We start from the raw sequence: 23054 nt of genomic DNA, 5'->3' as shown, positions 1-23054 counted from the left end.
TGTAATCTCCTCTCTATCCCATTATCCCAACTTCTTGGGAGACATTAGAACACGTTTTAATAAATCTATACTTTCCAAAGCTCGTCCAGTCCCCATGCATACACATAGTAATGCATCTTCAGAAATATGCACTGGCATACCTGTTTCTCTACTTAAAAGCCGGTCAAGACCTTTTAATAAGGAGCCACCACCCGTCATCACAATCCCTCGATCCATAATATCAGACGCCAACTCTGGTGGTGTTTTCTCCAGCGTAACTTTAACAGCTTCAATAATACTCATTACAGGCTCACTCAAAGCTTGCTGCACTTCGCTGGCTCTAATGGTTAGTGTTTTAGGCAAACCGCTTACCAAATCCCGTCCTCTAATTTCCATCGTTTCATCACTAGAAGGAATAATTGCCGCCCCTATCGTTACTTTTACTTCCTCAGCCGTACGCTCACCAATCATTAAATTATAAGTACGTTTAATATATTGTATAATCGATTCATCCATTTCATCGCCACCCACACGAATGGAGCGGCTAGTAACAATCCCGCCGAGAGAAATAACAGCTACCTCTGTCGTGCCGCCACCAATATCAACCACCATATTGCCTGTGGGTTCATGAACAGGTAATCCAGCTCCAATGGCTGCAGCCATTGGTTCTTCAATTAAGTAAGCTTCCCTTGCTCCCGCTTGAATCGTTGCATCAATTACCGCACGTTTTTCCACTTCTGTTACGCCTGATGGGACACCCACAATTACGCGCGGGCGAATAAAGGATTTCGTATCAATGGATTTACGAATAAAGTATTTCAACATAGCCTGGGTCACGTCAAAATCTGCAATTACGCCGTCTTTTAGTGGTCTAATCGCCACTATATTGCCAGGAGTACGACCAATCATTTGCTTTGCTTCTTCTCCGACTGCCAGCACCTCGCCAGTGTCTCGCTGAATCGCTACCACTGATGGTTCGCTCAGTACGATTCCTTTACCTTTTACATGCACTAACGTATTGGCAGTGCCAAGATCTATACCCATGTCCCGGGAAAATGATCCAAAAAAACTCTTCATACTATATAGCCCCTTTCAATAAGCAAGTACATATCGATCTTGCTACTTAACATTCATTTTATTATTCCCTTTTCTTTAAGACTAACATACTTATTATCGCCTATAATTATATGATCAAGGACAGGAATTTCTAAAAGTTTCCCTGCATCAACTAATTTTCGAGTTAGAATAATGTCTTCCGAGCTAGGAGTAGGATCTCCGCTTGGATGATTATGTGCCAAGATAACAGAAGCCGCTGAATGATTAATAACTTCACGAAATAATTCACGGGGATGCACAATCGATGCATTTAAACTACCAATGGAAATAGTGGGAGTCGCGATCACATGATTCTTAGTAGACAAGAGAAGTACAATAAAATGCTCTCGCGCTTCATAACGCAGCCTGGCCATTAATAAATCAACAGCATCCTGGGGAGAACGAATGATTGCTCGTTGCTCTGCTACCGCTCCATTTAAGCGTTTACCAAGTTCAATGGCGGCAACAAGTGTTACTGCTTTTACTGGGCCAATTCCTTTTATTTTACTTATCTCTTGAGGTCCAAGACCAGAAAGAGCAGTAATCCCCATCTCTTCATATTTTTTTAGTAACCGTTCTGCTACGCGCAAAACAGAATCATTTTTGGTACCAGTCCTAAGCAGTATAGCCAATAAATCTGCATTGCTTAAGGCTTGAACACCTTTTTTTAGCATTTTCTCCCTTGGTCTTTCCTCTTGAGGCAATTCTTTTATCATTAGCGGCTTGTTGTCACTCATAATAACTTGACACCAGCCTTCTTAAGTAATTCAGATAATTTATTTAACGGCAAACCTACAACATTAGCATAACATCCATTGATGCTCTCCACAAAAAGCGCACCCATTCCTTGAATCGCATATGCACCTGCTTTATCCATAGGCTCACCAGTTGTGAGGTATGCTTCAATTTCTGCTGCTGCAATATCCCCAATCCTCACATTGGTAACAACAAAATCCTTCCAAATTTCATTTGCCGTTACAACAGCAATTCCTGTAATCACTTGATGTTCTTTACCTGCTAGTGAAGTTAACATAGATCTTGCATCATTTTTATCCACAGGCTTGCCATAGACTTGCCCATCCAAAACTACGATGGTATCAGCCCCAATCACTACATCATGAGTTTGCACTTTGGAAAATACATCCAATGCCTTCTCTTTCGCTTGTAAGACCGCTAATTCATGAGGGAGCATAGCCTGCTCATTATTCTCGATAACCGAACTCGGCATTACGATAAATTTACAACCAACCTGGGTCAACAAATCATAACGACGGGGCGATGCTGACGCCAAAATAATCGTCATTAGCAAAACCTCCTATCAATGTCAATCAAAGACGCCGATACAGCAAAAAAGCTACTATCATACCTAAAATGCTAATCAAGTTAGGCTGCACAGCAAAGCCAGCCATAAACCTTATGACATACAGATTAATAGTAACAGGCGGCACATCCAAGACAAGAAAAGTTTTTACCAAATATGGAGCAAAACCAGCTACTATATCAGAATTAGAAATAACTTCACCTAAAATACCTCCAAAAACTGCACCTGTAAGCAAAAATAGGATAGCCACACCATATCCATTACTTTTAGCGCCTCGCAATATTATTCCCCCCTGCATCCTATTATAAGACAGTCTAAATACATATGCTATAGTAGTTAAGTACTTATTGTAATAGTTTTGGCATAGACCTTGGCGCCTTTGCTAAAAAATAAGCCACAGTCATGCCTGTCGCCCAACCTGTTGGCACTGCCAATAATACTAAATACGGTAAATACCATAATAAAGTTAGGCTAGATATCACTAGCGACGCCATTATGATTTGTGCTGCCCCATGTACAACAGCACCAATGATACTAATTCCAATAAAAGAAAAAGTGGAATGCCAGGCATTATAAGCATAAGACATCAATAAGGTACTAGCAATAGCGCCACTCATACTCATCGCAAAAGCCGGCCCAAGAAGAATACCTCCAAATAACGATGCTAAAAAAACTCGTATTACTACCACATATATGGCATCACGCCAACCAAAAGTTGCAATCGTAATTAAAGATATAATATTTGCTAGTCCTAATTTAATTCCAGGTATGGGAAGTGGCAATGGAATCCAAGATTCTACAATGTGCAGTACACTGGCTATCGCCACGAATAAAGCCATTAGCACTACCCGTCTCGTATGATTCATAAATTTATCAGCCTTTGTTATCTACTTTACTGCCTTGTCGGTTAGTCTAGATTATTTTACCGCAAAAACTCTTAACATGCAAATGAGATACATATAAAAAACCGCAGAAGATTTTTTCTTCTGCGGTTAATTCGTATATTCCTCTATTTTGCGCAAGATGCACAGGCGAGAGACATACTTGCTTCATTTTCTGTGCCAGGTACAATACCTGTTACAAAAGGACGGATCGCTTTTGTCGGGCATTTACTTAAGCATACAGCATCTGAACACTTTTCTTCACAAATTTTGGCATCCACAATCGCTAAATTATTCCCCATCTTTATTGCTTCATAAGGACATTGACGCATACAAAGAGAGCAGCCAATACAAGCAACACTACAAGCCTTTTTCGCTACAGCACCTTTATCTTTTGAATTGCAATTAACCCGCACTCTTGCACCAACAGGCATAAGAGAAATGACTTGTTTAGGACATACGCTAACACATTTGCCGCAGGAAGTACACTTCTCTGGGTCGATGATAGGTAATCCTTCTGGACTCATAATCATGGCATCAAAAGGACAGCTTTTAACACAGGTACCTAATCCTAAACAACCAAATTTACAAGATTTTGGTCCGCCAAAAAGTAGGTTAGCAGCAACACAATCTTCTACACCTGTGTAAGCATATGATCTTTTAGCCTTATCATGAGTACCTGCACATTGCACTTGAGCAATTTGCGGTTCCATAGGAGCAGCAGCTTTACCCGTAAGCTCAGCAACAAGCTTTGCCACAGCTTCTTTACCTGGTATGCATAAATCTGGGGCTACATCAGGATTTAAAACAACTGCCTCAGCATAAGCCATACAACCTGCAAAACCACAAGCACCGCACTGCCCTTTCGGCAATACATCCTCTACGATATGAATGAGCGGATTAACCTCGATGGAAAACTTTTTGTTTGAATAAGCCAATAGAAAACCAAAAAATACCCCCAGAGACGTCAATACGATCAATATCAATATTGGTGTACTCAGTGTACTCATTTTTCATCACCTTCTATCATTATAGTGTGATCATTCCTGAAAAACCAAAGAATGACAATGCCAACATTCCTGCCAAAATGAAAGAAATACCCAGTCCTTGTAAGGATTTTGGTACATCTGCATATTGTAGTTTTTCCCGCAGGCTAGCCATTAAGATAAGAGCCAGAGCAAATCCAACTCCAGAACCGAGAGCAAGTACTAAGCTAGTTAAAAAATTAGAATGAAGCTCTACATTTGTAATCGGCACAGCGATTACGATACAGTTAGTAGCAATTAAAACAAGATAAATCCCCCACATATTATATAATGCTGGGGCATGTTTTTTTATAATCATTTCCAATAATTGTACAAGACTTGCAATCAGTACGACAAAGGTTATTAGCATTAAAGGCTGCAGTCCCAATGGTTCTAGAATAAAATTATAGGCTGCCCAAGCCAGTAATGAGCTTAATGTCATAACCGAAGTAACTGCCATCCCCATACCAATTGATGCGTTAAGATTCTTAGATACACCGAAGAAAATACATAGTCCTAAAAATTGAGTCAACACAAAATTGTTCGTGATTGCCGAAGCAACAAATAGTTTTAAATATTCCTCCATTATGCATCACTCCCTTGCTTTGCTGCCTTTAACTTATCTTGGTATTCTCCAATCAAATTAAAACTAGCAATCATTAACCCAATAACAATAAATCCACCTGGCGGTAAAATCATAATTAATGCAGGGTCATAAGACGTTCCCAATATATTAACTCCCATGATAGAACCATTACCAAATATTTCACGTATGATGCCAATGAAAACCATGGCTCCCGCAAAACCAGCTCCCATTCCCAAGCCATCAAAAAACGAAGGAATCACAGGATTTTTCGCTGCAAAAACTTCTGCCCGTGCTAGAATTATTGCAAACACAACGATAAGATTTAGATAAAGATAAAGCTCTTTATACAGATCTGGAAGATATGCTTGCAATGTTAAAATAAGTACTGTAACAATCGTTGCAATCGACGTAATGTATACAGGAACCCGTACTTTAGGATTCACCCATCTACGAAATATCGATACGACTACATTATTTGCTGTAATAACAAACATAACTGACAACCCCATAGCCAATGCATTCGTAACATTGGAAGTAACCGCCAACGCCGGACACAAGCTTAAGGCAAGGCGGAATATGGGGTTCTGATCAAACAAGCCTTTATAAAAGATATCCCATAAATTCTTCATATTCAGCACCTCACTTCGATTGGTTGGCTGTAAAAGCATTTACTTCTTCCACAGCTTCCTTAATTCCTTTGGTCACAGCACGAGAAGTAATTGTTGCTCCAGTTAATGCCTGAATATTTTTATCAGTAGGAACCTTTACTACTTCTAACGTTTCTGCAGTCTTTCCAGCAAATTGTTTACGAAAGGCTGGCTTTTCTGCTTTATCCCCAAGACCTGGAGTTTCTTTATGACTTAAAATCGCATAATCAATCACTTTGCCATCAACTGATACAGCTGCCAACATATTTATGGCACCAGCGTAACCTTTACTTTCTGCTGGTACAACATAAGCAATTACTTTGCCATCCTTTAACGCTGCAAACCAGCCTTTTTTGCCGTCAATCTCTTTGAAATCCTGAGCATCAGCAACAAGTGCCTTACGCGCCTGATTATCAAGCTGAATTCTTGTCTTAGCAGCAATTGGTGCCGTTATGGCATAAGTGCCTGCAATTACTGCGCTTGAAAGCAAACAGGCAAGAGTAAGATTGATACCTACTTTAAAAACACTATCATTTTGTTCATGTGCATCATGTGCCATATACCTTACCTCCTTGCACCATATTTTACAGGTCTTACCAAACGGTCAATTAGGGGCGTGACGCAGTTCATCAATAATATTGCATAACATACGCCTTCTGGATAACCGCCCTGCAAACGGATTAGGACAGTAAGAGCACCGGCTCCCACAGCAAATATAATTTGACCCTTGGTAGTAATAGGAATGGTTACCATGTCTGTCGCCATGTAAAAGGCACCTAAAATTAGACCTCCAGACATCATGTGGAAAAGTGGATCTCCACCAAAAGCAGCAGTCAACGCTCCTACAGTACCAATCATGATTACTGGAACCTGCCATTTGATATATCCTTTATAGATCAGATATATTCCACCTAAAAGTAAAAGAATCGCTGAGGTTTCCCCCATACTTCCAGCGCGTTCACCTAAAAATAAAGACTTGTACATAGTAGCTTGATCGCCGAAACTTGCTACAAGCTTTTCGTACCCTTGCAGCTTAAGAATACCCAAAGGAGTGGCTGATGTTAATCCGTCTACTTTGCCAACCATATCTCTTGAGATTGGCCAAGTAGTCATGGCAATCGGCCAGGATGCAAGAATAAATGCACGCCCAATAAGAGCAGGATTAAAAATGTTAAATCCTAAACCACCCATTGTATGTTTTGCAACAGCAATGGCAAAAATGGAACCAGCCAGCGGCATATACCACGGTAATGTTGCCGGAATATTCATGGCAAGCAGCAAACCTGTTAAAAATGCACTGCCATCGCCTATAACCATTGGCTTATTCTGCCATTTTAAAATTAAATATTCTGTTACCACTGCGGCAACAATACAAACAGCAAAATTAATAAATGCAGGCATCCCGAAATTAAAGATTGAAAAAAGTGCTGCAGGCGCTAGCGCTGCGTTAACGCTCCACATAATCTTTGAAATTGATTCATCACACCGGATGTGGGGTGATGCCGAGACCATTAAATTATCTATTTCTATTTTTGTTTTTGCTTCTATGCTCATACAGCCACCTCCTTATTTCTTCGCCGCCATTGCTGCATTTTGCGCTTTGGACAATTTAATATAATGAACAATATTGCGTTTTGCAGGGCACACGTATACACAAGAACCGCACTCCACACAATCCAATAAATCATATTCTTCTTTAGCAACTGCGTATGCATCACGTTCAGCTAATATGCTCAGCATGCTAGGCACCAATCCCATTGGACATGCCTCAACACAACGTCCACAACGTATACAGGGACGCTCGGGACCAACATTAACATCAGTCTCACTCAAGGCCAAAATACCTGAAGTCCCTTTTATAATGGGCACATCAAGCGTACGTTGTGCCATTCCCATCATAGGTCCACCCATGATCACTTTAACTGGTACTTCATTAAATCCACCACATAATGTTACAGCTTGAGCAAATGTAGTACCAATTCGCAGCAATAAGTTCTTAGGCTGAGAAATCGCACCACCAGTGACGGTTGTTACTCGTTCGATCAATGGGATTCCTTTTTCTACAGCATCTGCAATAGCTACCACAGTGCCAACATTTTGAACCACTACACCAACATCCATAGGCAATCCACCAGAAGGTACATCTGTGCCACAAATTACACCAATCAATGTTTTTTCTGCACCCTGAGGATATTTCGTCTGAAGGGATACTACTTCAATTCCGGCAATTCCAGTACAGGCTTTATTCATTACAGCAATTGCATCAGGTTTATTTTCTTCTATACCTATATATCCTTTATTTACGCCCAATACTTTCATCGCAATCTGCATACCAGTCACAATTCTTTCTGACTGTTCTAACATCACCCGATGATCGGCAGTAAGAAAAGGTTCACATTCTGCCGCATTTAATATAAAGGTATGAATTGGTTTTTCTGCAGGTGGAGCCATCTTTACATGTGTGGGAAAGGTTGCTCCACCCATGCCAACCATACCTGTCTGACGAATAATTTCCTTAATTTCTGTTGCTTCTAAAGTTTTCCAGTCACGTTGCAAAGGCAGCCCTTCTACCCATTCATCTTGCCCATCACTTTCAATAACAACAGACATACAGGCACCAAAAACTGGATGAGGATACTCTGCAAGCTCTACTACCTTGCCTGAGGTAGAGGCATGAATCGGACTTGAAACGAAAGCCTGAGCTTCAGCTATCACTTGTCCCTTTTTAACAAGATCCCCAACTTTTACTATTGGTGAACATGGTGCACCAATATGTTGTCTCACAGGAATAATGACTTTCTCAGGTATAGGCGCAACTTCAATCGCCTTACTTGCGGTATACCTTTTACGGTCGTCGGGATGTACACCCCCACGAAAGCTTTTTGCCATAATTTCACCCCTCTTAAACTAACTAATGTCATTTATTTTCCTCAGCCTGCTAAAAGAAGGCTAGATTCAACTGGAAGCTTTTCTCCATAAAATCTCATCCCCTCTTACCCTTTAACTTAACTCTGGCCTAGAACAGATCAAGGCCTTGAAAGCTCTAGTCATTAGATAAAATTCGTACAATCATCGGTTGCATCTTACTATCGGACCTAGCAGCAGAATCGAAAAACTTAATATACACTACTGATAAAATAAAAGCAATTGTACCACCAATAACCTGAAACCATAATGGCTGATAGTTTAAATGATCGGCAAAGCTTCCGCCGATAACCGCACCAATAAAAACTAACATTAGTGGCAAAATATACACAATAAAAGCAGCTTTTAACATATTCACTTCTTTGACTTCGATAGCTACACGCTGACCAATCTTGGCTCCTATATCATTTCTAGCCTCTAGTACCAATGCCGAATTTCCGGGACAAGCTCCACAGTTTTCACAATCATTATGGCGACTTGTCTTTACTTTTGCCAAATGATTGCCAACCACTTCAAGAACAATTCCTTCTTGTTGCTTATCCATAAAAAGAGCTCCTTTCTACATTACTGCCTGTTGGAATATAAATCACATAGGTTTACTCTACACCAATTAATTAGCCTCTGTCAATCATTCAGAAGCAATATTCTGAATCCTACAGCAGTTACTTTTTTCACGTTATTTGCCGCTATTTGTTATTCTATTATTATAATTATTGTTCGATAATTCTAACAATTTCCTTTTATAACTTGTACATTATACTCCTTTTACAACGATTAACTCTTTTATGTTCTTAATAAAAAAGGGCTGCCTCAAGGATTTTAGAAATCCCTAAGACAGCCCTTAAGATTATTTAATTTATATTAAATAATCTTTATTTACTTAATAACAGCCAAAACTTCGTTAGGTTTTACACTTTGATCAGCTGCTACATTAATGGATTTTACAGTACCATCAACAGGAGCAGTAATCTCATTTTGCATTTTCATTGCTTCAAGAATTAACAAAACGTCGCCTTTTTTCACCGCTTGTCCTGCTTGAGCAAGTACTTTTACAATTTTTCCAGGCATTGGGGAAGGAACACCAGTTTCACCAGCACCAACTTCAGCAGCAGCAGGTGCTGCAGCAGCAACTGGAGCTGCCTTAGGAGCAGCAGGTGCAGCAGCAGGCTTTGCTGCAGGAGCAGCCACAGCTTTTGCTTCTTTTACTTCCTCTACTTCAACCTGATATGCAGTACCATTCACAGTAATATTAAATTTCTTCATTTTACTAACCTCCAAATATTTATAATATGCTTATTTTATGCGTTTTTGCGACCAGCAATAGACCATTCATTACTATTACGTATAATTTTTACAGCCTGAAAACCTGTGCCTAACATTTCATAAATAGCCGCAGTAATCACAGCTACTACTTCTGGAGAAACACCTTTTGCATTTATCTTCATACTATTCCACACCTTCCTTTATAGAGGAATGTTGCCATGTTTCTTTTGTGGCCGTTGTTCGCGCTTGCTAGCCAACATACTTAAAGCAGTGATGATACGAGGTCTAGTTTCTTTTGGTTCAATAACCTGATCAACAAAACCACGTTCTGCCGCTTTATATGGAGTGGCAAATTCTGCTATATATTGTTCAGTTTTGGCTTTAACATCTGGATCCCCACGGAATATTATGTTTGCTGCGCCAGCAGGTCCCATAACAGCAATCTCAGATGTTGGCCAAGCCATAACCTGATCTGCACCCAAATCTTGTGAACACATTGCTAAGTAAGAACCACCGTAAGCTTTACGCGTAATTACTGTCACTTTTGGTACTGTTGCTTCTGAATAGGCATACAACATTTTAGCACCGTGACGAATAATTCCACCATATTCCTGGCTAACACCTGGTAAGAATCCTGGAACATCAACTAAGTTGACCAAAGGAATATTAAAGGCATCACAAAAACGAATAAAGCGAGCAGACTTATCAGAAGCATCCACATCTAAGCAACCTGCCATTACTGACGGCTGATTTGCAATAATACCAACTGTTTGACCATCGAAACGAGCAAAGCAAGTAATGATATTTTGTGCAAAATACGGCTGTACTTCATAAAAATCACCATTATCAACAATAGAAGAAATAACATCTTTCATATTGTAAGGCTGATTTGGATTATCAGGCAACAACGTGTTTAAGGAATCATCCATACGATTTACATCGTCTGTATTTAGAGCAACTGGAGATCCTTCCAAGTTATTGCCAGGTAAGAAACTCATCAAGCAACGAATTTGCTCTAAGCAATCATCGTCATTTTCCGCAACAAAGTGAGCTACACCAGAAGTTGTATTGTGAGTCATAGCCCCACCCAGCGCTTCAGCTGTAACTTCTTCTGCGGTAACAGACTTAATTACTTGCGGACCAGTAATAAACATTTGACTGGTATTTTTAACCATGTAAATGAAATCGGTCAGAGCTGGAGAATATACTGCCCCACCAGCACATGGTCCCATAATAACTGAAATTTGAGGAATAACCCCTGACGCCAGTGTATTATTGTAGAATATTTTACCATATCCGGATAAAGCATCTACTGCTTCTTGAATACGTGCACCACCTGAATCATTAATACCAATAATAGGAGCACCCATTTTCAAGGCTAATTGCTGTACTTTAACAATTTTAGCTGCATGCATTTCACCTAATGATCCACCTACTACAGTAAAATCTTGAGCAAATACATATACTAAACGTCCTTCAATTGTTCCATAGCCAGTAACAACGCCTTCAGCAGGAGCATTAACGGAAGCCATATCAAAATTTACACAGCGATGAGTAACAAATTGATCCAATTCAACAAACGTGTTAGGATCTAACAGTTTTTCTACACGCTCACGAGCAGTTAACTTGCCAGTAGCATGTTGCTTATCAATCCGCTTTTGACCGCCGCCTAATTTGATTTTTTCCTGCCTTGCTTTTAAATCTTCAATCTTCTCTTGGACTGTAGCCATTTTACACCTCCAACAACATTCAAATATCACTATATAGTAAGACTATATAATTTGCAATATTTTCTAATTGTATACATTATATAACTTTACCGATTCTTATTTACGTTCTGATAACTCAAGTAAAATGCCGCCAGTCGCTTTAGGATGAACAAAAGCAATTGAGGCTCCGCCTGCACCATAACGAGGTACTTCATCAATCATACGTACGCCTTTTGCTTTCAAATCAGCAATCGCAGCTTCTATATTATCCACACGCAAAGCAACATGCTGTATACCTTCACCATTTTTGTCAATATATTTCGCAATAGGACCATCTGGTGAAGTGGACTCTAAAAGCTCAATCTCACTATCTCCACAAGGATAGAAACATACTTTTACTTTTTGCTGTTCTACAGTTTCCTCGCCTGCAGCTTCCATACCAAGCACTTCACTGTAAAACTTTTTGGCCTGTTCTAAATCTTTTACGGCAATACCAATATGGTCTACCTTTAATGTTTTAAACATAATTAAATCCTCCTTTTTCACTTATCGTAAAATAGTTGTCATTATGTCGTCAACAACAGCATATGGGTTTTTCTCACGTTTTTCAACACTCATTACTAATTCATCGAATTTCCCATAAGCCAAAAGCTGTTTTCGTACATATCTTCCAACCTGCTCATCAAGCATCGCTAACAATTCATTCTTGGTACGATTGGTGCGACGACTGACAAATTGACCCGATTCTTTTGAGTGAACGATCTGCTTTTCAATCGCTTCAGCTAACTCGTTTATACCTTCACCACGATTTGCTATAACGCGCTGAATCGGTGGACGCCACTCTATTTTAGTCTGATTTAAGTCTAGCATCATTTCTAATTCGGTGTGAAGACGATCAACGCCCTCATGATCAGCCTTATTAATGGCAAAAACATCACCGATTTCTAATATACCGGCTTTAATCGCCTGAATATCATCACCTAAACCAGGTACTAAAACTACTAATGTAGTATCAGCAGTTTTAACAATATCAACCTCTGACTGCCCAACACCTACAGTTTCGACAAGAACCACATCAAAACCAAAAGCATCTAGAATCTTAATAGCTTCTGATGTTTTGCGAGATAATCCGCCTAAACTGCCTCTTGTACCCATACTGCGAATAAAAACACCTTGATCTAAGGTCAATTCATTCATGCGAATACGGTCACCCAAAATAGCTCCGCCAGAAAACGGACTCGTAGGATCAATTGCGATAATCCCTACTGTTTTTCCTTGACGGCGATATTCTTTAGCTAGTTTATCTGTTAGTGTGCTTTTGCCTGCTCCCGGTGGTCCTGTAATACCTATAATATGAGCATTACCAGTATGAGGATATAATTTTTGCATAATAGTTACTGCATCATCATACTCATTCTCCACGGCTGTAATAGCCCTGGATAAGGCTAGTCGAGATCCTTTTAATAATTCATCTGCAATATTCATTGATTACACCGCCTTATGCTACTATAACACAGCGCATAGCTATATTATTACTTAGTTCACATTTGCATTGATGTAGTCAATGATGGTAGTGGTTGATGTACCAGGCGTAAATACTTCGGCTATGCCAGCTGTCTTAAGTGCCGGTATATCGGCATCAGGAATAACGCCGCCACCGATCATCAATACATCCGTCATACCTTTTTCACGGATCAGCTCAACAATACGTGGGAACAAGTGATTGTGAGCACCCGATAATAAACTAAGGGCAATTACATTTACGTCTTCCTGCAGCGCAGCTTCTGCTATTTGCTCTGGAGTTTGGCGTAAGCCTGTATAAATAACCTCAAATCCAGCATCACGTAACGCACGAGCTACTACTTTCGCTCCACGATCATGTCCATCCAAACCAGGTTTTGCAACTAATACTCTAACACGTTTTTCCATCGTTATTCCTCCTATCCTCTTACAGTGTTGCATGCGCTTGGTATTCACCAAAGACTTTGCGCATTACGCCACAAATTTCGCCAAGTGTTGCATAGGTCTTAACTGCTTCCAAAATGATCGGCATCAAGTTAACGCTGTCATCACCGCAAGCTGCTTCTAGTTTCGCAAGAGCTGCAGTTACAGCCGCGTTATCGCGTTTTGCTCTTAGATCAGCAAGCTTTTTCTTTTGCAACTCGCCTACAGAAGCATCTACACGCAAGAGGCCTTCAATTGGTTTTTCTTCGATTTGGAATTTGTTAACACCAACGATTACTCGTTCGTTATTTTCTACTTCTTTTTGCCATTTATATGCACTATCTTGAATTTCTTTTTGAATGTAGCCTTGTTCAATCGCAACAACCGCTCCACCAATATCATCAATTTTCTGGATATATTTCCATGCTTCTTCTTCAATCGCATTTGTCATAGCTTCTACATAGTAGGAACCAGCTAAAGGATCTACTACATCGGCTAGACCGCTTTCATACGCCACGATTTGTTGCGTACGAAGTGCAACACGTACAGAATCTTCTGTAGGTAATGCCAATGCTTCATCTTTGGAATTCGTGTGCAAGGACTGAGTTCCCCCCATAACAGCAGCTGCTGTTTGCAACGCAACACGTACCACGTTGTTTTCAGGTTGTTGTGCAGTCAGCATAGAACCTGCAGTTTGGGTATGTACACGAAGCATCCAAGATTTTGGATTCGTAGCACCGAAACGCTCTTTCATTACTTTAGCCCATACACGACGGGATGCACGGAATTTAGCTACTTCTTCTAATACGTTGTTGTGAGCATTCCAGAAGAACGATAAACGTCCAGCAAAGGCATCTACATCAAGTCCAGCTTTAATTGCAGCTTCACAATAAGCAATACCATCAGCAATCGTGAAAGCAATTTCTTGTGCAGCAGTGGAGCCAGCTTCACGAATGTGATAGCCAGAAATGGAGATGGTATTCCAGTTTGGCACGTTCTTAGAGCAATATTCAAAGATATTTGTAATTAAGCGCATGGAAGGCTTTGGAGGGAAAATATACGTACCGCGAGCAGCATACTCTTTCAAGATATCATTTTGAATGGTACCATTTAATTTTTCTGGTCCAATGCCATTTTTCTCAGCTACTGCAATATACATAGCAAGAAGTACAGATGCTGGCGCATTAATCGTCATAGAAGTAGATACTTTACCTAAATCGATTTGGTCAAACAAAATTTCCATATCGGCCAAGGAGTCAATGGCTACACCAACCTTACCAACTTCACCTTCGGAAATCACATCATCAGAGTCATAACCAATTTGCGTTGGTAAGTCAAATGCGCAAGAAAGACCTGTACTGCCGGATTCTAAAAGGTAACGATAACGTTTATTGGATTCTTCTGCGGTAGAGAAACCAGCGTACATACGCATGGTCCAGAAACGACCACGATACATCGTAGGTTGTACACCACGGGTAAACGGATAGGATCCTGGTAACCCTAAATCTCTTTCATAGTCTTGTCCCTCAAGATCTAGTGGAGTGTATATTCTGTTATACTCCAGGTTTTTACGTTCTGGGAATTTAGCACTTGCTTTTTCTACTTTGGCAGTATACTCTGCCACTTTTAATTTTAAACTCTCATTATCCATACTAATAATCCTCCTTTACTACTTCTTCATGGTGCCAGTTTCAATAAACCGGGTATGCCATGAAAGAGCTTCTGTTAAAATATGTGGTGTTTGTGCACAATTCGTAGCTTTTTCGGCTCTTTCCAGATAGTCCATTAACATGGGCTTATAATCAGGATGAGCACAATTTTCTATAATTACCCGCGCCCGTTCTTTAGGACTAAGTCCACGGACATCGGCCACACCCAATTCAGTTACAAATATATCAATATCATGTTCTGTATGATCCACATGAGAAACCATAGGGACGATAGATGAAATCGCTCCATTTTTAGCAGTAGAGGTACTAAAGAAGCAGGTTAGATAGGCATTACGAGCAAAGTCTCCTGAACCGCCTATACCATTCATCATTTTTGTACCCATGATATGAGTCGAATTCACATTCCCATAAATATCAAGCTCAATAGCTGTATTCATGGCAATAACACCAATCCTTCTGGCAACTTCAGGACTATTTGCTATTTCCTGAGGACGCAGCATCATGATTTTACGATAGCTGTCAATATTTTTGTAGAATCTTTCAAGACCAGCAGGCGATGGTGAGAAGGAAGTACCAGAAGCACATTTCAACTTGCCAGCATCTGCCAAATCCAACATCCCATCTTGAATCACTTCAGTGTACACTTCTAAATCAGTAAATTCAGATTCAGCAAAGCCACTTACTACTGCATTGGCAACAGAACCTACACCAGATTGCAATGGCAAGAGTCCTTTTGGCATGCGCCCAGCCTTAATATCTTTTTTCAAAAAGTCAATGAAATGAGCACTCATAGCTCTAGCATCATCATCAATGGCTGCTAAATCACGAACATCATCCCGAATATCACATGGAACGATATAGGTGATTTTATCAAGACCGCATGGAATATAATTGGTTCCAATTCGGTCATCAGCTTTTACAATTGGAATGGGCAGACGATGAGGAGGATCCAGCGGAATATACACATCATGCATTCCTTCTAAGGCTAAAGGCTGGCTTGTATTGACTTCTACAATTACAATGTCGGCACTTTGCACAAAGGAAGCCGAGTTGCCCATGGATGTGGTCGGTATAATATGTCCTTCTTCGGTAATAGCACAAGCTTCAACAATGGCTACATCCACTTTACCGCCTAAAAATCCATATCGAGACATTTGAGCTGTGTGACTCAAATGTAAATCGCAGTATTTTACGCCACCTGAATTTAAGGATTTGCGAATTGCATTATCAGTCTGATAAGGCAATCGTTTATTAATCCCATTTACGGCGGCTAACGCACCATCTAATTCTTTTCCTACAGATGCACCTGTCCAAAGGTTAATTTGGAAATGTTCTTTTTTGATTCGCTCAGCTAATGCCAACGGTACGGCTTTTGGATAACCAGATGGCGTAAATCCACTGGTTCCGATGTTCATTCCAGGCTTAATAACTGTCGCTGCTTGTTCAGCACTCACGATTTTTGCATGAAGCGCTTTATTACGCACACGATCTTTGATATCAATCATTTTAACACTTTCCTCCATACATTTGAGTGATTAATTTGTTGGTGTCTGCCGGGCTAAGTAGAAGGATAAGCTACTTAATCCTACTGACAAGTCTTCATTGATAACTCGAACAGCTTCAGGCACCTTGATTTTTCTCGGGGCAAAATTCCATATCCCTCGTACTCCAGCAGCAACTAAATGATCAGCTACTTCCTGAGCATACATTTCGGGCACGGCAATAATGCCGATGTGAATTGTCCTTTCCTCCATCACCTCTTTTAAGCGGTCTAAATGAAAGACCTCTGTACCTTTTATACATTGCCCAATTTTATTGGGATCAACATCAAACATAGCTACTAAATTGAAACCTAACGAATCAAAATTACGGTAATTAGCCAATGCCCAACCTAAGTGTCCTACACCTACGACGGCAATATGCCAATTGTAATCAAGTCCTAAGATTTCTCCTATATTGCGAATGAGTTCACTCACATAATAGCCAACACCTTTTTTACCAAATTGACCAAAAGAAGCTAAGTCTTTGCGGATTTGTTCCGGAGTCACTCCTAGACGTTGCCCCAGTTCCTCTGAAGAAATGATCTCCATGCCTTCTTCTTGACTTAATCTCAATGTCCGAAAATATAACGGCAAACGATCTATGGTAGCCTTGGAAATAGACATTTTGTCTTTACTGTCTTTCAACCCAGAATCCTCCCTCGAATGTAAGTGGCGAATGAGCAGTTAACATTCTTTTCTCTATTTTCTCTCATTTCTCTAGTATGTACAATTTCTCACATAAACTAAAAAATCCTGCCTCTAATTAAGATATTATTTTATTTTTATTTAAATTTTTTAATTATTTTCAACATTTTTTTACTTTTTATGCCAGAAATACATTTTAGTTCCTTTTAAATTATATCATATGCAATTAACGCATAAACCGCATTCTTAAAGGCTTTGTTTTCCTTAATAGCAAAAATAGAGCACAATGGCTCTATTTTTTGTGACAATACCTTATATTACTTTTTTCAATCGATAATTCTGATCTTGGCGCTGAGAATTTTGCTTCCAGACTACTACGATGAGTGCATTCAATAACCAAAACAACATCGATAATTGTATATTAAACATTACATAATCCGTAAACCCATTTACAATCAATCCAAATATTGCCCCCACAATTCCTAACATAATTCCAGATGACCACCGTATAGACTCTCTTACAGAGGATAAGGCTAAACGTAAATGTCCATACATGATTGTTAAGAAAGTAATTAAACCTGGAATACCAATTTCAGCAGCAATATTTAAATACATATTATGAGCATGAAAAATCTTAGTATTCGGATTATTTATAAAAAAATCATAGTCGGGATATACCATCCAGTAGGCTCCCCAGCCAATACCTAGAAATGGCTTATTCACGATCATAGCAATCGTACTTTCCCATAGTGCCAACCGCAGCGTTGACGAAGTATCAGTAGGATTCATAATTGACATGAGCCGCTCTAGTAATGCGTCATGAGCGAAAAATGCAATGACAGGCAATAACAGCAACAGCCAAAATATTTTACGATTGCACAACATGCCATACATAGCCACAATGGCTAATACACTAAGCCAGGCACCTCGTGAATAGGTAAGAATTAAACATCCACCAAACAAGATTACTAGCGCAGAATATACAATTTTATATTTATTCTCCTGCGCTTTATATCCCATACCTGAAGCAATCGCCATCATAGTCACTAAAAATCCAGCCAACAAATTCGGATTTTCCAGAGTGGAAAAAACGCGCATCTTTAGATCTGGAAATTGCTCCCCATCAACCCACTCAAGAGCGGAGAGGGTCGCCCCGAAAAAATATTGATAAAAACCATACATAGCAACCACTACCGCAGATGATAACATGCTCCATATAAGCCGCTTTACTTGAGTGCTAGAGCGCATATTATTAACAACCAAATAGTAAAGTAATATGTATCGTCCCATTAAGTTGTAATAGTTATAAAAACTAAAGTCTCTATCTGGAGATGCCAAAATAGAAGCACCCGATAATAGAACTAATAAGGCTATACCAAAATCGAAAGGAGTCGCCTTAAAATCCAGTTTTTGTAGAACTATGATCTTTCCCAGCCATAACAAAGCACCCACTCCTAGAAAGATGCTGCTCCATTTGAGGGACAATGGCAAAAAAAAGGTCACCGCCAGTACGCAGTGCTCAATCAAATATTCTAAAAAATACTGAGTATGGGTAGTTCTATATGTTATATACATAAATTCACCCGTCTAATAGCATCTATCATTTAGTATTTCTATACCATTTGATAACTGCCAAATTCAATACCATTTTTAATTATAGCTAAGAAAAAGTCATTTGTCTAGCTACATATTATTTTTCGGACAGCACCAATTAGATATAAAGAACCCGCAACACAAAGAATATTTTCTTCGCCAGCTAATAATTTAGCCCGCTCTAATCCCTCTTCAATTGAAGAAGCAACTTCTACATGTTCCGACTTTATTTCCCGGGCAACCATTTCTGGTTTTCCTGCCCGTTCAGATACAGGGGCCACAACTACAACTTTATTTTGCGATCGTACTAATGTGGTAACCATAGTCTTCACATCTTTATCCTGTAAAATTCCTAACAAGAATACTATTTTTTTCCCATCACAAAACCGATCTAAATTTTCTCGCAATGCCCTTATCCCATCAGGATTATGCGCACCATCAATAATCATTGTAGGCCGCCCAGGCATTATTTCAAAGCGTCCAGGCCATCGTACTGTCCGTAGTCCCTTTTCGATTGCAAGTGTATCAATACGTCTTTCCTTTTTTCCCAAGATAATTGCAGCCATAGCTGCAAGTGCACAATTATCAACTTGATGTCCGCCTAGAAGATTAACAAGAAAGGGAACTGCTTTACTTTCTGTTCCTACCGCTACCATTACTTTTTGGCATTCCCCTTCCATTTCAAGAAATGCTGCTGAGAAATCTTCTCTGTATACGTAACAATCCGCTGCGTTTTTTTGTGATATATTTTTTATGACATCCAAAGCTTCTCCTTCGGCACCTGTAATCACCGGGACATTTTTTTTAATAATTCCTGCTTTATGGTGGGCAATTTCCCTTACGGTGCTGCCGCATTTATCTGTATGATCCAAAGTAACGTTGGTAATCACTGCGATTTCAGGCATAATCACATTCGTTGAGTCCAAAAGCCCTCCCAAACCAACTTCAATCACAGCATACTCCACACCGCAGGCTGCAAAATAATAAAACGCAGCTGCCGTTAGCACTTCAAATTCAGTTGGATGACCTAATCCTTGCGCTACTATTTTATCCATAAATCTACTTGTATACGCAATCGCCTTTCCAAATTCATCAGGAGTAATTTCTTTTCCATTCACAATCATACGTTCTGTATACGCAGATAAATGCGGTGATGTATACATTCCTGTTTTTATTCCTGAAGACCTTAGTATGGATGTTAACATTGCTGTCGTTGATCCTTTGCCATTCGTACCAGCTACATGAATCGTTTGAAATTTTCTTTCTGGATGGTCCATCAATTCTAATAGTTTTTCAATTCTAGCTAAACCTAAATTAATTCCAAACTTAGTGAGATTCGCTAAATAGGTTAAGGATTCTTCATATGTCATTATTTTCACACCTTCCGAAATAAGCTACAAAGCAGATAAAAATAATGGAACCACAAAGGCACAAAGAAACGATACGAAACTTCCCTACATACCTACCTTATATGCCTTAAATCAGCACTGTACCTTTGTGGTTCACAAAACATACCACTATTTATTACCTTATATTTTCTACAAGGTAGCCAAATAAGCCAAGCGTTCCCGGATTGCTGTTTGCTTTTCTTGATACTCTTCTGCTTTTGCTCTTTCTTTTGCAATTACTTCTGCTGGAGCTTTTGCTACAAAACCCTCATTGGAAAGCTTTCCATCAATACGAGCAATTTCTTTCCCTAATGTTGTTAATTCTTTATTTAACCGAAGAGATTCCTTTTCTATATCAATTAAACCTTTTAATGGAAGGTAAATTTCTACACCACTCACTACTGCAGTCATCGCATTCTCTGGCTTGGCTTCATAGGTCCCTAACAATTGAACAGACTCTGCTGAAGCCAGAGTTTTTATATATTGCAAATTGCTTGCAAACACCTGCTGGAATTCACTAGCTGTAATTTGCAAAATAACTTCACTCTTCTTTCCTGGCGGCACATTCACTTCCGCCCTCATATTACGAATTGACTTAATCGTTTCCATCATTGTGACCATTTGTTGTTCGATATCTTCATTAATAAGTGCTGCGGAACTATCAATTGGCCAATCAGCTACCATAATGCTCTGTCCATTATGAGGCAAATGCTGCCAAATGCTTTCTGTAATAAATGGCATAAACGGATGTAATAGTTTTAACGTATTTTCTAATACATACCATAAGACATACTGAGCAGTGTTCCGAGCCTCAACTGCTTCTTTGTTGTACAATCTGGCTTTTGCCATTTCAATGTACCAGTCGCAATATTCGTTCCAAATAAATTCATATAACAGACGGGCTGCTTCTCCTAATTCAAAGCGTTCTAAATTACGAGTTACCTCATTCACCGTCTTAGCGTAACGGCTTAATATCCATTTATCTGCTAATGTAAAATACTCCTTCTCCTTGGCTGCAGTACCATAGCTTGCTAATTGTTCCACAGTGGCTACGTCTTCTAAATTCATTAATACAAAGCGAGAGGCATTCCAAAGCTTATTGGCAAAATTACGACTAGACTCTACCCGCTCCCAATAAAAACGCATATCATTTCCCGGTGTATTACCAGTCACTAACGTAAAACGCAGCGTATCTGCGCCATTTTTGTCAATAACCTCTAGAGGATCAATCCCATTTCCTAATGATTTACTCATTTTACGTCCCTGTGAGTCACGCACCAAGCCATGAATAAATACATGTTTAAAAGGAATTTCCTTTTTAAATTCTAAACCCATCATAATCATTCTAGCTACCCAGAAGAAAATAATATCATAACCAGTAACCAGTACGCTTGTAGGGTAAAACTGCTCTAATTCTTCTGTATCTTCTGGCCATCCCATGGTAGAAAAAGGCCATAAGCCAGAGCTAAACCAAGTATCTAATACATCCTCATCTTGTTCTATGCGATGACTGCCACATTTAGGGCATGCAGTAACTGCTTCACGGGCTACAATGGTTTCTCCACATTCACAATACCAAGCTGGAATCCGATGTCCCCACCAAAGCTGGCGAGAAATACACCAATCCCGAATATTCTCCATCCAATTAATATAGGTTTTAGTAAATCGTTCAGGCACAAACTGAATAGCACCTGTTGTCACAGCCTCAATCGCCGGTTCTGCTAACGACTGAATTTTGACAAACCACTGCTTCGATACTAATGGTTCAACAACAGTAGTACAACGCTGACAATGCCCTACAGCATGCATATGATCATCCACTTTTACCAAAGAGCCTATTTCTTCTAAGTCAGCAACTAATATTTTACGGCACTCATAACGCTCTAGCCCTGCATATTTACCAGTATCCGCTGCCATTGTACCATCGTTAGCAATTACAACGATTTGAGGTAAATTATGACGCAATCCCATTTCAAAATCATTCGGATCATGAGCAGGCGTAATTTTAACAGCACCTGTACCAAAGGCAGGATCTACATATTCATCGGCAATCACTGGAATCAATCGTCCTACTAAAGGCAAAACTAATTGCTTCCCAATTAAATCACGATAACGAGCATCTTCGGGATTTACAGCCACTGCTGTATCACCCAGCATGGTTTCTGGGCGAGTCGTAGCCACTGTCACATATTCCCCTTGACTTCCCTTTACCAGATAACGAACATGATATAAATTTCCTGGTTTTTCTTCATGTTCTACTTCAATATCGCTAAGTGCAGTATTACACCGAGGGCACCAATTGGTAATACGGTTGCCCTGATAAATAAGTCCCTTCTCGTATAATGAGACAAAAACCTCACGCACTGCTTCTGAGCAGCCTTCATCCATGGTAAAGCGCTCTCTTTGCCAATCACAAGAAGCACCTAGACTTTTTAATTGTTTTATAATACGATCTCCATACTGTTCTTTCCATTCCCAAACTTTTTCGACAAACTTCTCACGCCCCAGATCGTAGCGAGAACTGCCTTCTTTAATCAACATTTCTTCTACTTTTATTTGCGTAGCAATGCCAGCATGGTCGGTTCCTGGCATCCACAAGGTATTGTAGCCTTGCATACGGCGAAAACGAATGAGAATATCCTGCAAGGCATTGTCTAAAGCATGACCCATATGTAGCTGCCCAGTTACATTAGGCGGAGGAATCACAATACTAAAAGGTTTTTTGTCCTTATTTACTTCCTCATGAAAGAATCCATTATCTTCCCAATATTTATACCACTTTTCTTCTACTGCCTGTGGGTCATACACCGTTGGAATGTTTTTTTCCATCTTAAGATCCTCC

24 protein-coding genes are annotated in these 23054 nt (G+C 39.7%); all 24 read right to left on the bottom strand.

The window, feature by feature from the left end; translation table 11 throughout:
- Positions 1 to 21: 21 nt before the first annotated feature.
- The gene (locus tag BMZ99_RS08875; RefSeq protein WP_090935518.1) at positions 22 to 1056 is read right to left on the bottom strand and encodes a rod shape-determining protein; all 1035 of its coding nucleotides are present in this window, start codon (positions 1054 to 1056) and stop codon (positions 22 to 24) included.
- Between the two features lie 53 nt (positions 1057 to 1109).
- Entirely contained in the window at positions 1110 to 1811 is a 702-nt protein-coding gene (radC, locus tag BMZ99_RS08870) for a RadC family protein (RefSeq protein WP_090935515.1), read from the bottom strand.
- Positions 1808 to 2377, bottom strand: coding sequence for a Maf family protein (locus BMZ99_RS08865; protein ID WP_090935512.1), 570 nt, complete (start codon positions 2375 to 2377; stop codon positions 1808 to 1810). The genes radC and BMZ99_RS08865 overlap by 4 nt, the downstream gene beginning before the upstream one ends.
- Positions 2378 to 2402: 25 nt before the next feature.
- Positions 2403 to 2675: a DUF4321 domain-containing protein gene (locus BMZ99_RS08860; protein WP_090935509.1), complete on the bottom strand. Its 273-nt coding sequence runs from the start codon at positions 2673 to 2675 to the stop codon at positions 2403 to 2405.
- Positions 2676 to 2739: 64 nt separating this feature from the next.
- Positions 2740 to 3261 carry a Gx transporter family protein gene (locus BMZ99_RS08855; protein ID WP_090935506.1) on the bottom strand — a complete coding sequence of 174 codons (522 nt, stop codon included), beginning with the start codon at positions 3259 to 3261 and terminating at the stop codon, positions 2740 to 2742.
- Positions 3262 to 3404: 143 nt separating this feature from the next.
- Positions 3405 to 4277, bottom strand: coding sequence for an RnfABCDGE type electron transport complex subunit B (gene rnfB / locus BMZ99_RS08850; RefSeq protein ID WP_090935663.1), 873 nt, complete (start codon positions 4275 to 4277; stop codon positions 3405 to 3407).
- A 28-nt stretch (positions 4278 to 4305) separates the two neighbouring features.
- Positions 4306 to 4887 carry an electron transport complex protein RnfA gene (locus BMZ99_RS08845; RefSeq protein WP_090935503.1) on the bottom strand — a complete coding sequence of 194 codons (582 nt, stop codon included), beginning with the start codon at positions 4885 to 4887 and terminating at the stop codon, positions 4306 to 4308.
- On the bottom strand, positions 4887 to 5516 hold the full coding sequence (gene rsxE, locus BMZ99_RS08840) for an electron transport complex subunit RsxE (RefSeq protein ID WP_090935660.1): 630 nt from the start codon (positions 5514 to 5516) through the stop codon (positions 4887 to 4889). The genes BMZ99_RS08845 and rsxE overlap by 1 nt, the downstream gene beginning before the upstream one ends.
- A gap of 10 nt (positions 5517 to 5526) precedes the next feature.
- Entirely contained in the window at positions 5527 to 6093 is a 567-nt protein-coding gene (locus BMZ99_RS08835) for an RnfABCDGE type electron transport complex subunit G (protein ID WP_090935501.1), read from the bottom strand.
- Positions 6094 to 6098: 5 nt separating this feature from the next.
- Complete coding sequence (locus tag BMZ99_RS08830; RefSeq protein ID WP_090935498.1) at positions 6099 to 7088, bottom strand: RnfABCDGE type electron transport complex subunit D; 990 nt, start codon at positions 7086 to 7088, stop codon at positions 6099 to 6101.
- 12 nt (positions 7089 to 7100) lie between these two features.
- On the bottom strand, positions 7101 to 8423 hold the full coding sequence (gene rsxC / locus BMZ99_RS08825; protein WP_090935495.1) for an electron transport complex subunit RsxC: 1323 nt from the start codon (positions 8421 to 8423) through the stop codon (positions 7101 to 7103).
- A gap of 154 nt (positions 8424 to 8577) precedes the next feature.
- Positions 8578 to 9003 carry a SoxR reducing system RseC family protein gene (locus tag BMZ99_RS08820; protein ID WP_090935492.1) on the bottom strand — a complete coding sequence of 142 codons (426 nt, stop codon included), beginning with the start codon at positions 9001 to 9003 and terminating at the stop codon, positions 8578 to 8580.
- Positions 9004 to 9335: 332 nt separating this feature from the next.
- Positions 9336 to 9722, bottom strand: a complete 387-nt coding sequence (locus tag BMZ99_RS08815) for a biotin/lipoyl-containing protein (protein WP_090935489.1) — start codon at positions 9720 to 9722, stop codon at positions 9336 to 9338.
- 35 nt (positions 9723 to 9757) lie between these two features.
- Positions 9758 to 9904 (bottom strand): hypothetical protein, encoded by a 147-nt coding sequence (locus BMZ99_RS26260; protein ID WP_007936179.1) that lies wholly within the window; start codon positions 9902 to 9904, stop codon positions 9758 to 9760.
- Positions 9905 to 9922: 18 nt separating this feature from the next.
- Entirely contained in the window at positions 9923 to 11452 is a 1530-nt protein-coding gene (mmdA, locus tag BMZ99_RS08810) for a methylmalonyl-CoA decarboxylase subunit alpha (RefSeq protein ID WP_090935486.1), read from the bottom strand.
- 96 nt (positions 11453 to 11548) lie between these two features.
- Complete coding sequence (gene mce, locus BMZ99_RS08805; RefSeq protein WP_090935483.1) at positions 11549 to 11956, bottom strand: methylmalonyl-CoA epimerase; 408 nt, start codon at positions 11954 to 11956, stop codon at positions 11549 to 11551.
- A 21-nt stretch (positions 11957 to 11977) separates the two neighbouring features.
- On the bottom strand, positions 11978 to 12916 hold the full coding sequence (gene meaB, locus BMZ99_RS08800) for a methylmalonyl Co-A mutase-associated GTPase MeaB (RefSeq protein ID WP_090935481.1): 939 nt from the start codon (positions 12914 to 12916) through the stop codon (positions 11978 to 11980).
- A 51-nt stretch (positions 12917 to 12967) separates the two neighbouring features.
- Positions 12968 to 13360, bottom strand: a complete 393-nt coding sequence (locus tag BMZ99_RS08795; RefSeq protein ID WP_090935478.1) for a cobalamin B12-binding domain-containing protein — start codon at positions 13358 to 13360, stop codon at positions 12968 to 12970.
- Positions 13361 to 13379: 19 nt separating this feature from the next.
- On the bottom strand, positions 13380 to 15026 hold the full coding sequence (locus tag BMZ99_RS08790) for an acyl-CoA mutase large subunit family protein (RefSeq protein WP_090935475.1): 1647 nt from the start codon (positions 15024 to 15026) through the stop codon (positions 13380 to 13382).
- A gap of 18 nt (positions 15027 to 15044) precedes the next feature.
- Positions 15045 to 16550: an acetyl-CoA hydrolase/transferase family protein gene (locus BMZ99_RS08785; RefSeq protein WP_090935472.1), complete on the bottom strand. Its 1506-nt coding sequence runs from the start codon at positions 16548 to 16550 to the stop codon at positions 15045 to 15047.
- A gap of 30 nt (positions 16551 to 16580) precedes the next feature.
- The gene (locus BMZ99_RS08780; protein ID WP_090935468.1) at positions 16581 to 17231 is read right to left on the bottom strand and encodes a redox-sensing transcriptional repressor Rex; all 651 of its coding nucleotides are present in this window, start codon (positions 17229 to 17231) and stop codon (positions 16581 to 16583) included.
- Between the two features lie 312 nt (positions 17232 to 17543).
- Positions 17544 to 18806 carry an O-antigen ligase family protein gene (locus tag BMZ99_RS08775; RefSeq protein ID WP_090935464.1) on the bottom strand — a complete coding sequence of 421 codons (1263 nt, stop codon included), beginning with the start codon at positions 18804 to 18806 and terminating at the stop codon, positions 17544 to 17546.
- 104 nt (positions 18807 to 18910) lie between these two features.
- Entirely contained in the window at positions 18911 to 20194 is a 1284-nt protein-coding gene (locus BMZ99_RS08770) for a bifunctional folylpolyglutamate synthase/dihydrofolate synthase (RefSeq protein WP_090935460.1), read from the bottom strand.
- Positions 20195 to 20362: 168 nt separating this feature from the next.
- A complete protein-coding gene (locus BMZ99_RS08765; protein ID WP_090935457.1) occupies positions 20363 to 23041 on the bottom strand; it encodes a valine--tRNA ligase in 2679 nt (892 codons plus the stop codon).
- Positions 23042 to 23054: the final 13 nt, after the last annotated feature.

It is taken from the genome of Pelosinus propionicus DSM 13327 (assembly GCF_900114615.1).
In the GTDB taxonomy this organism is placed as follows: Bacteria; Bacillota; Negativicutes; order DSM-13327; family DSM-13327; genus Pelosinus; species Pelosinus propionicus.
Note: the sequence above shows the minus strand (reverse complement) of the source record. Positions and strands in the feature narration are given on the sequence as shown.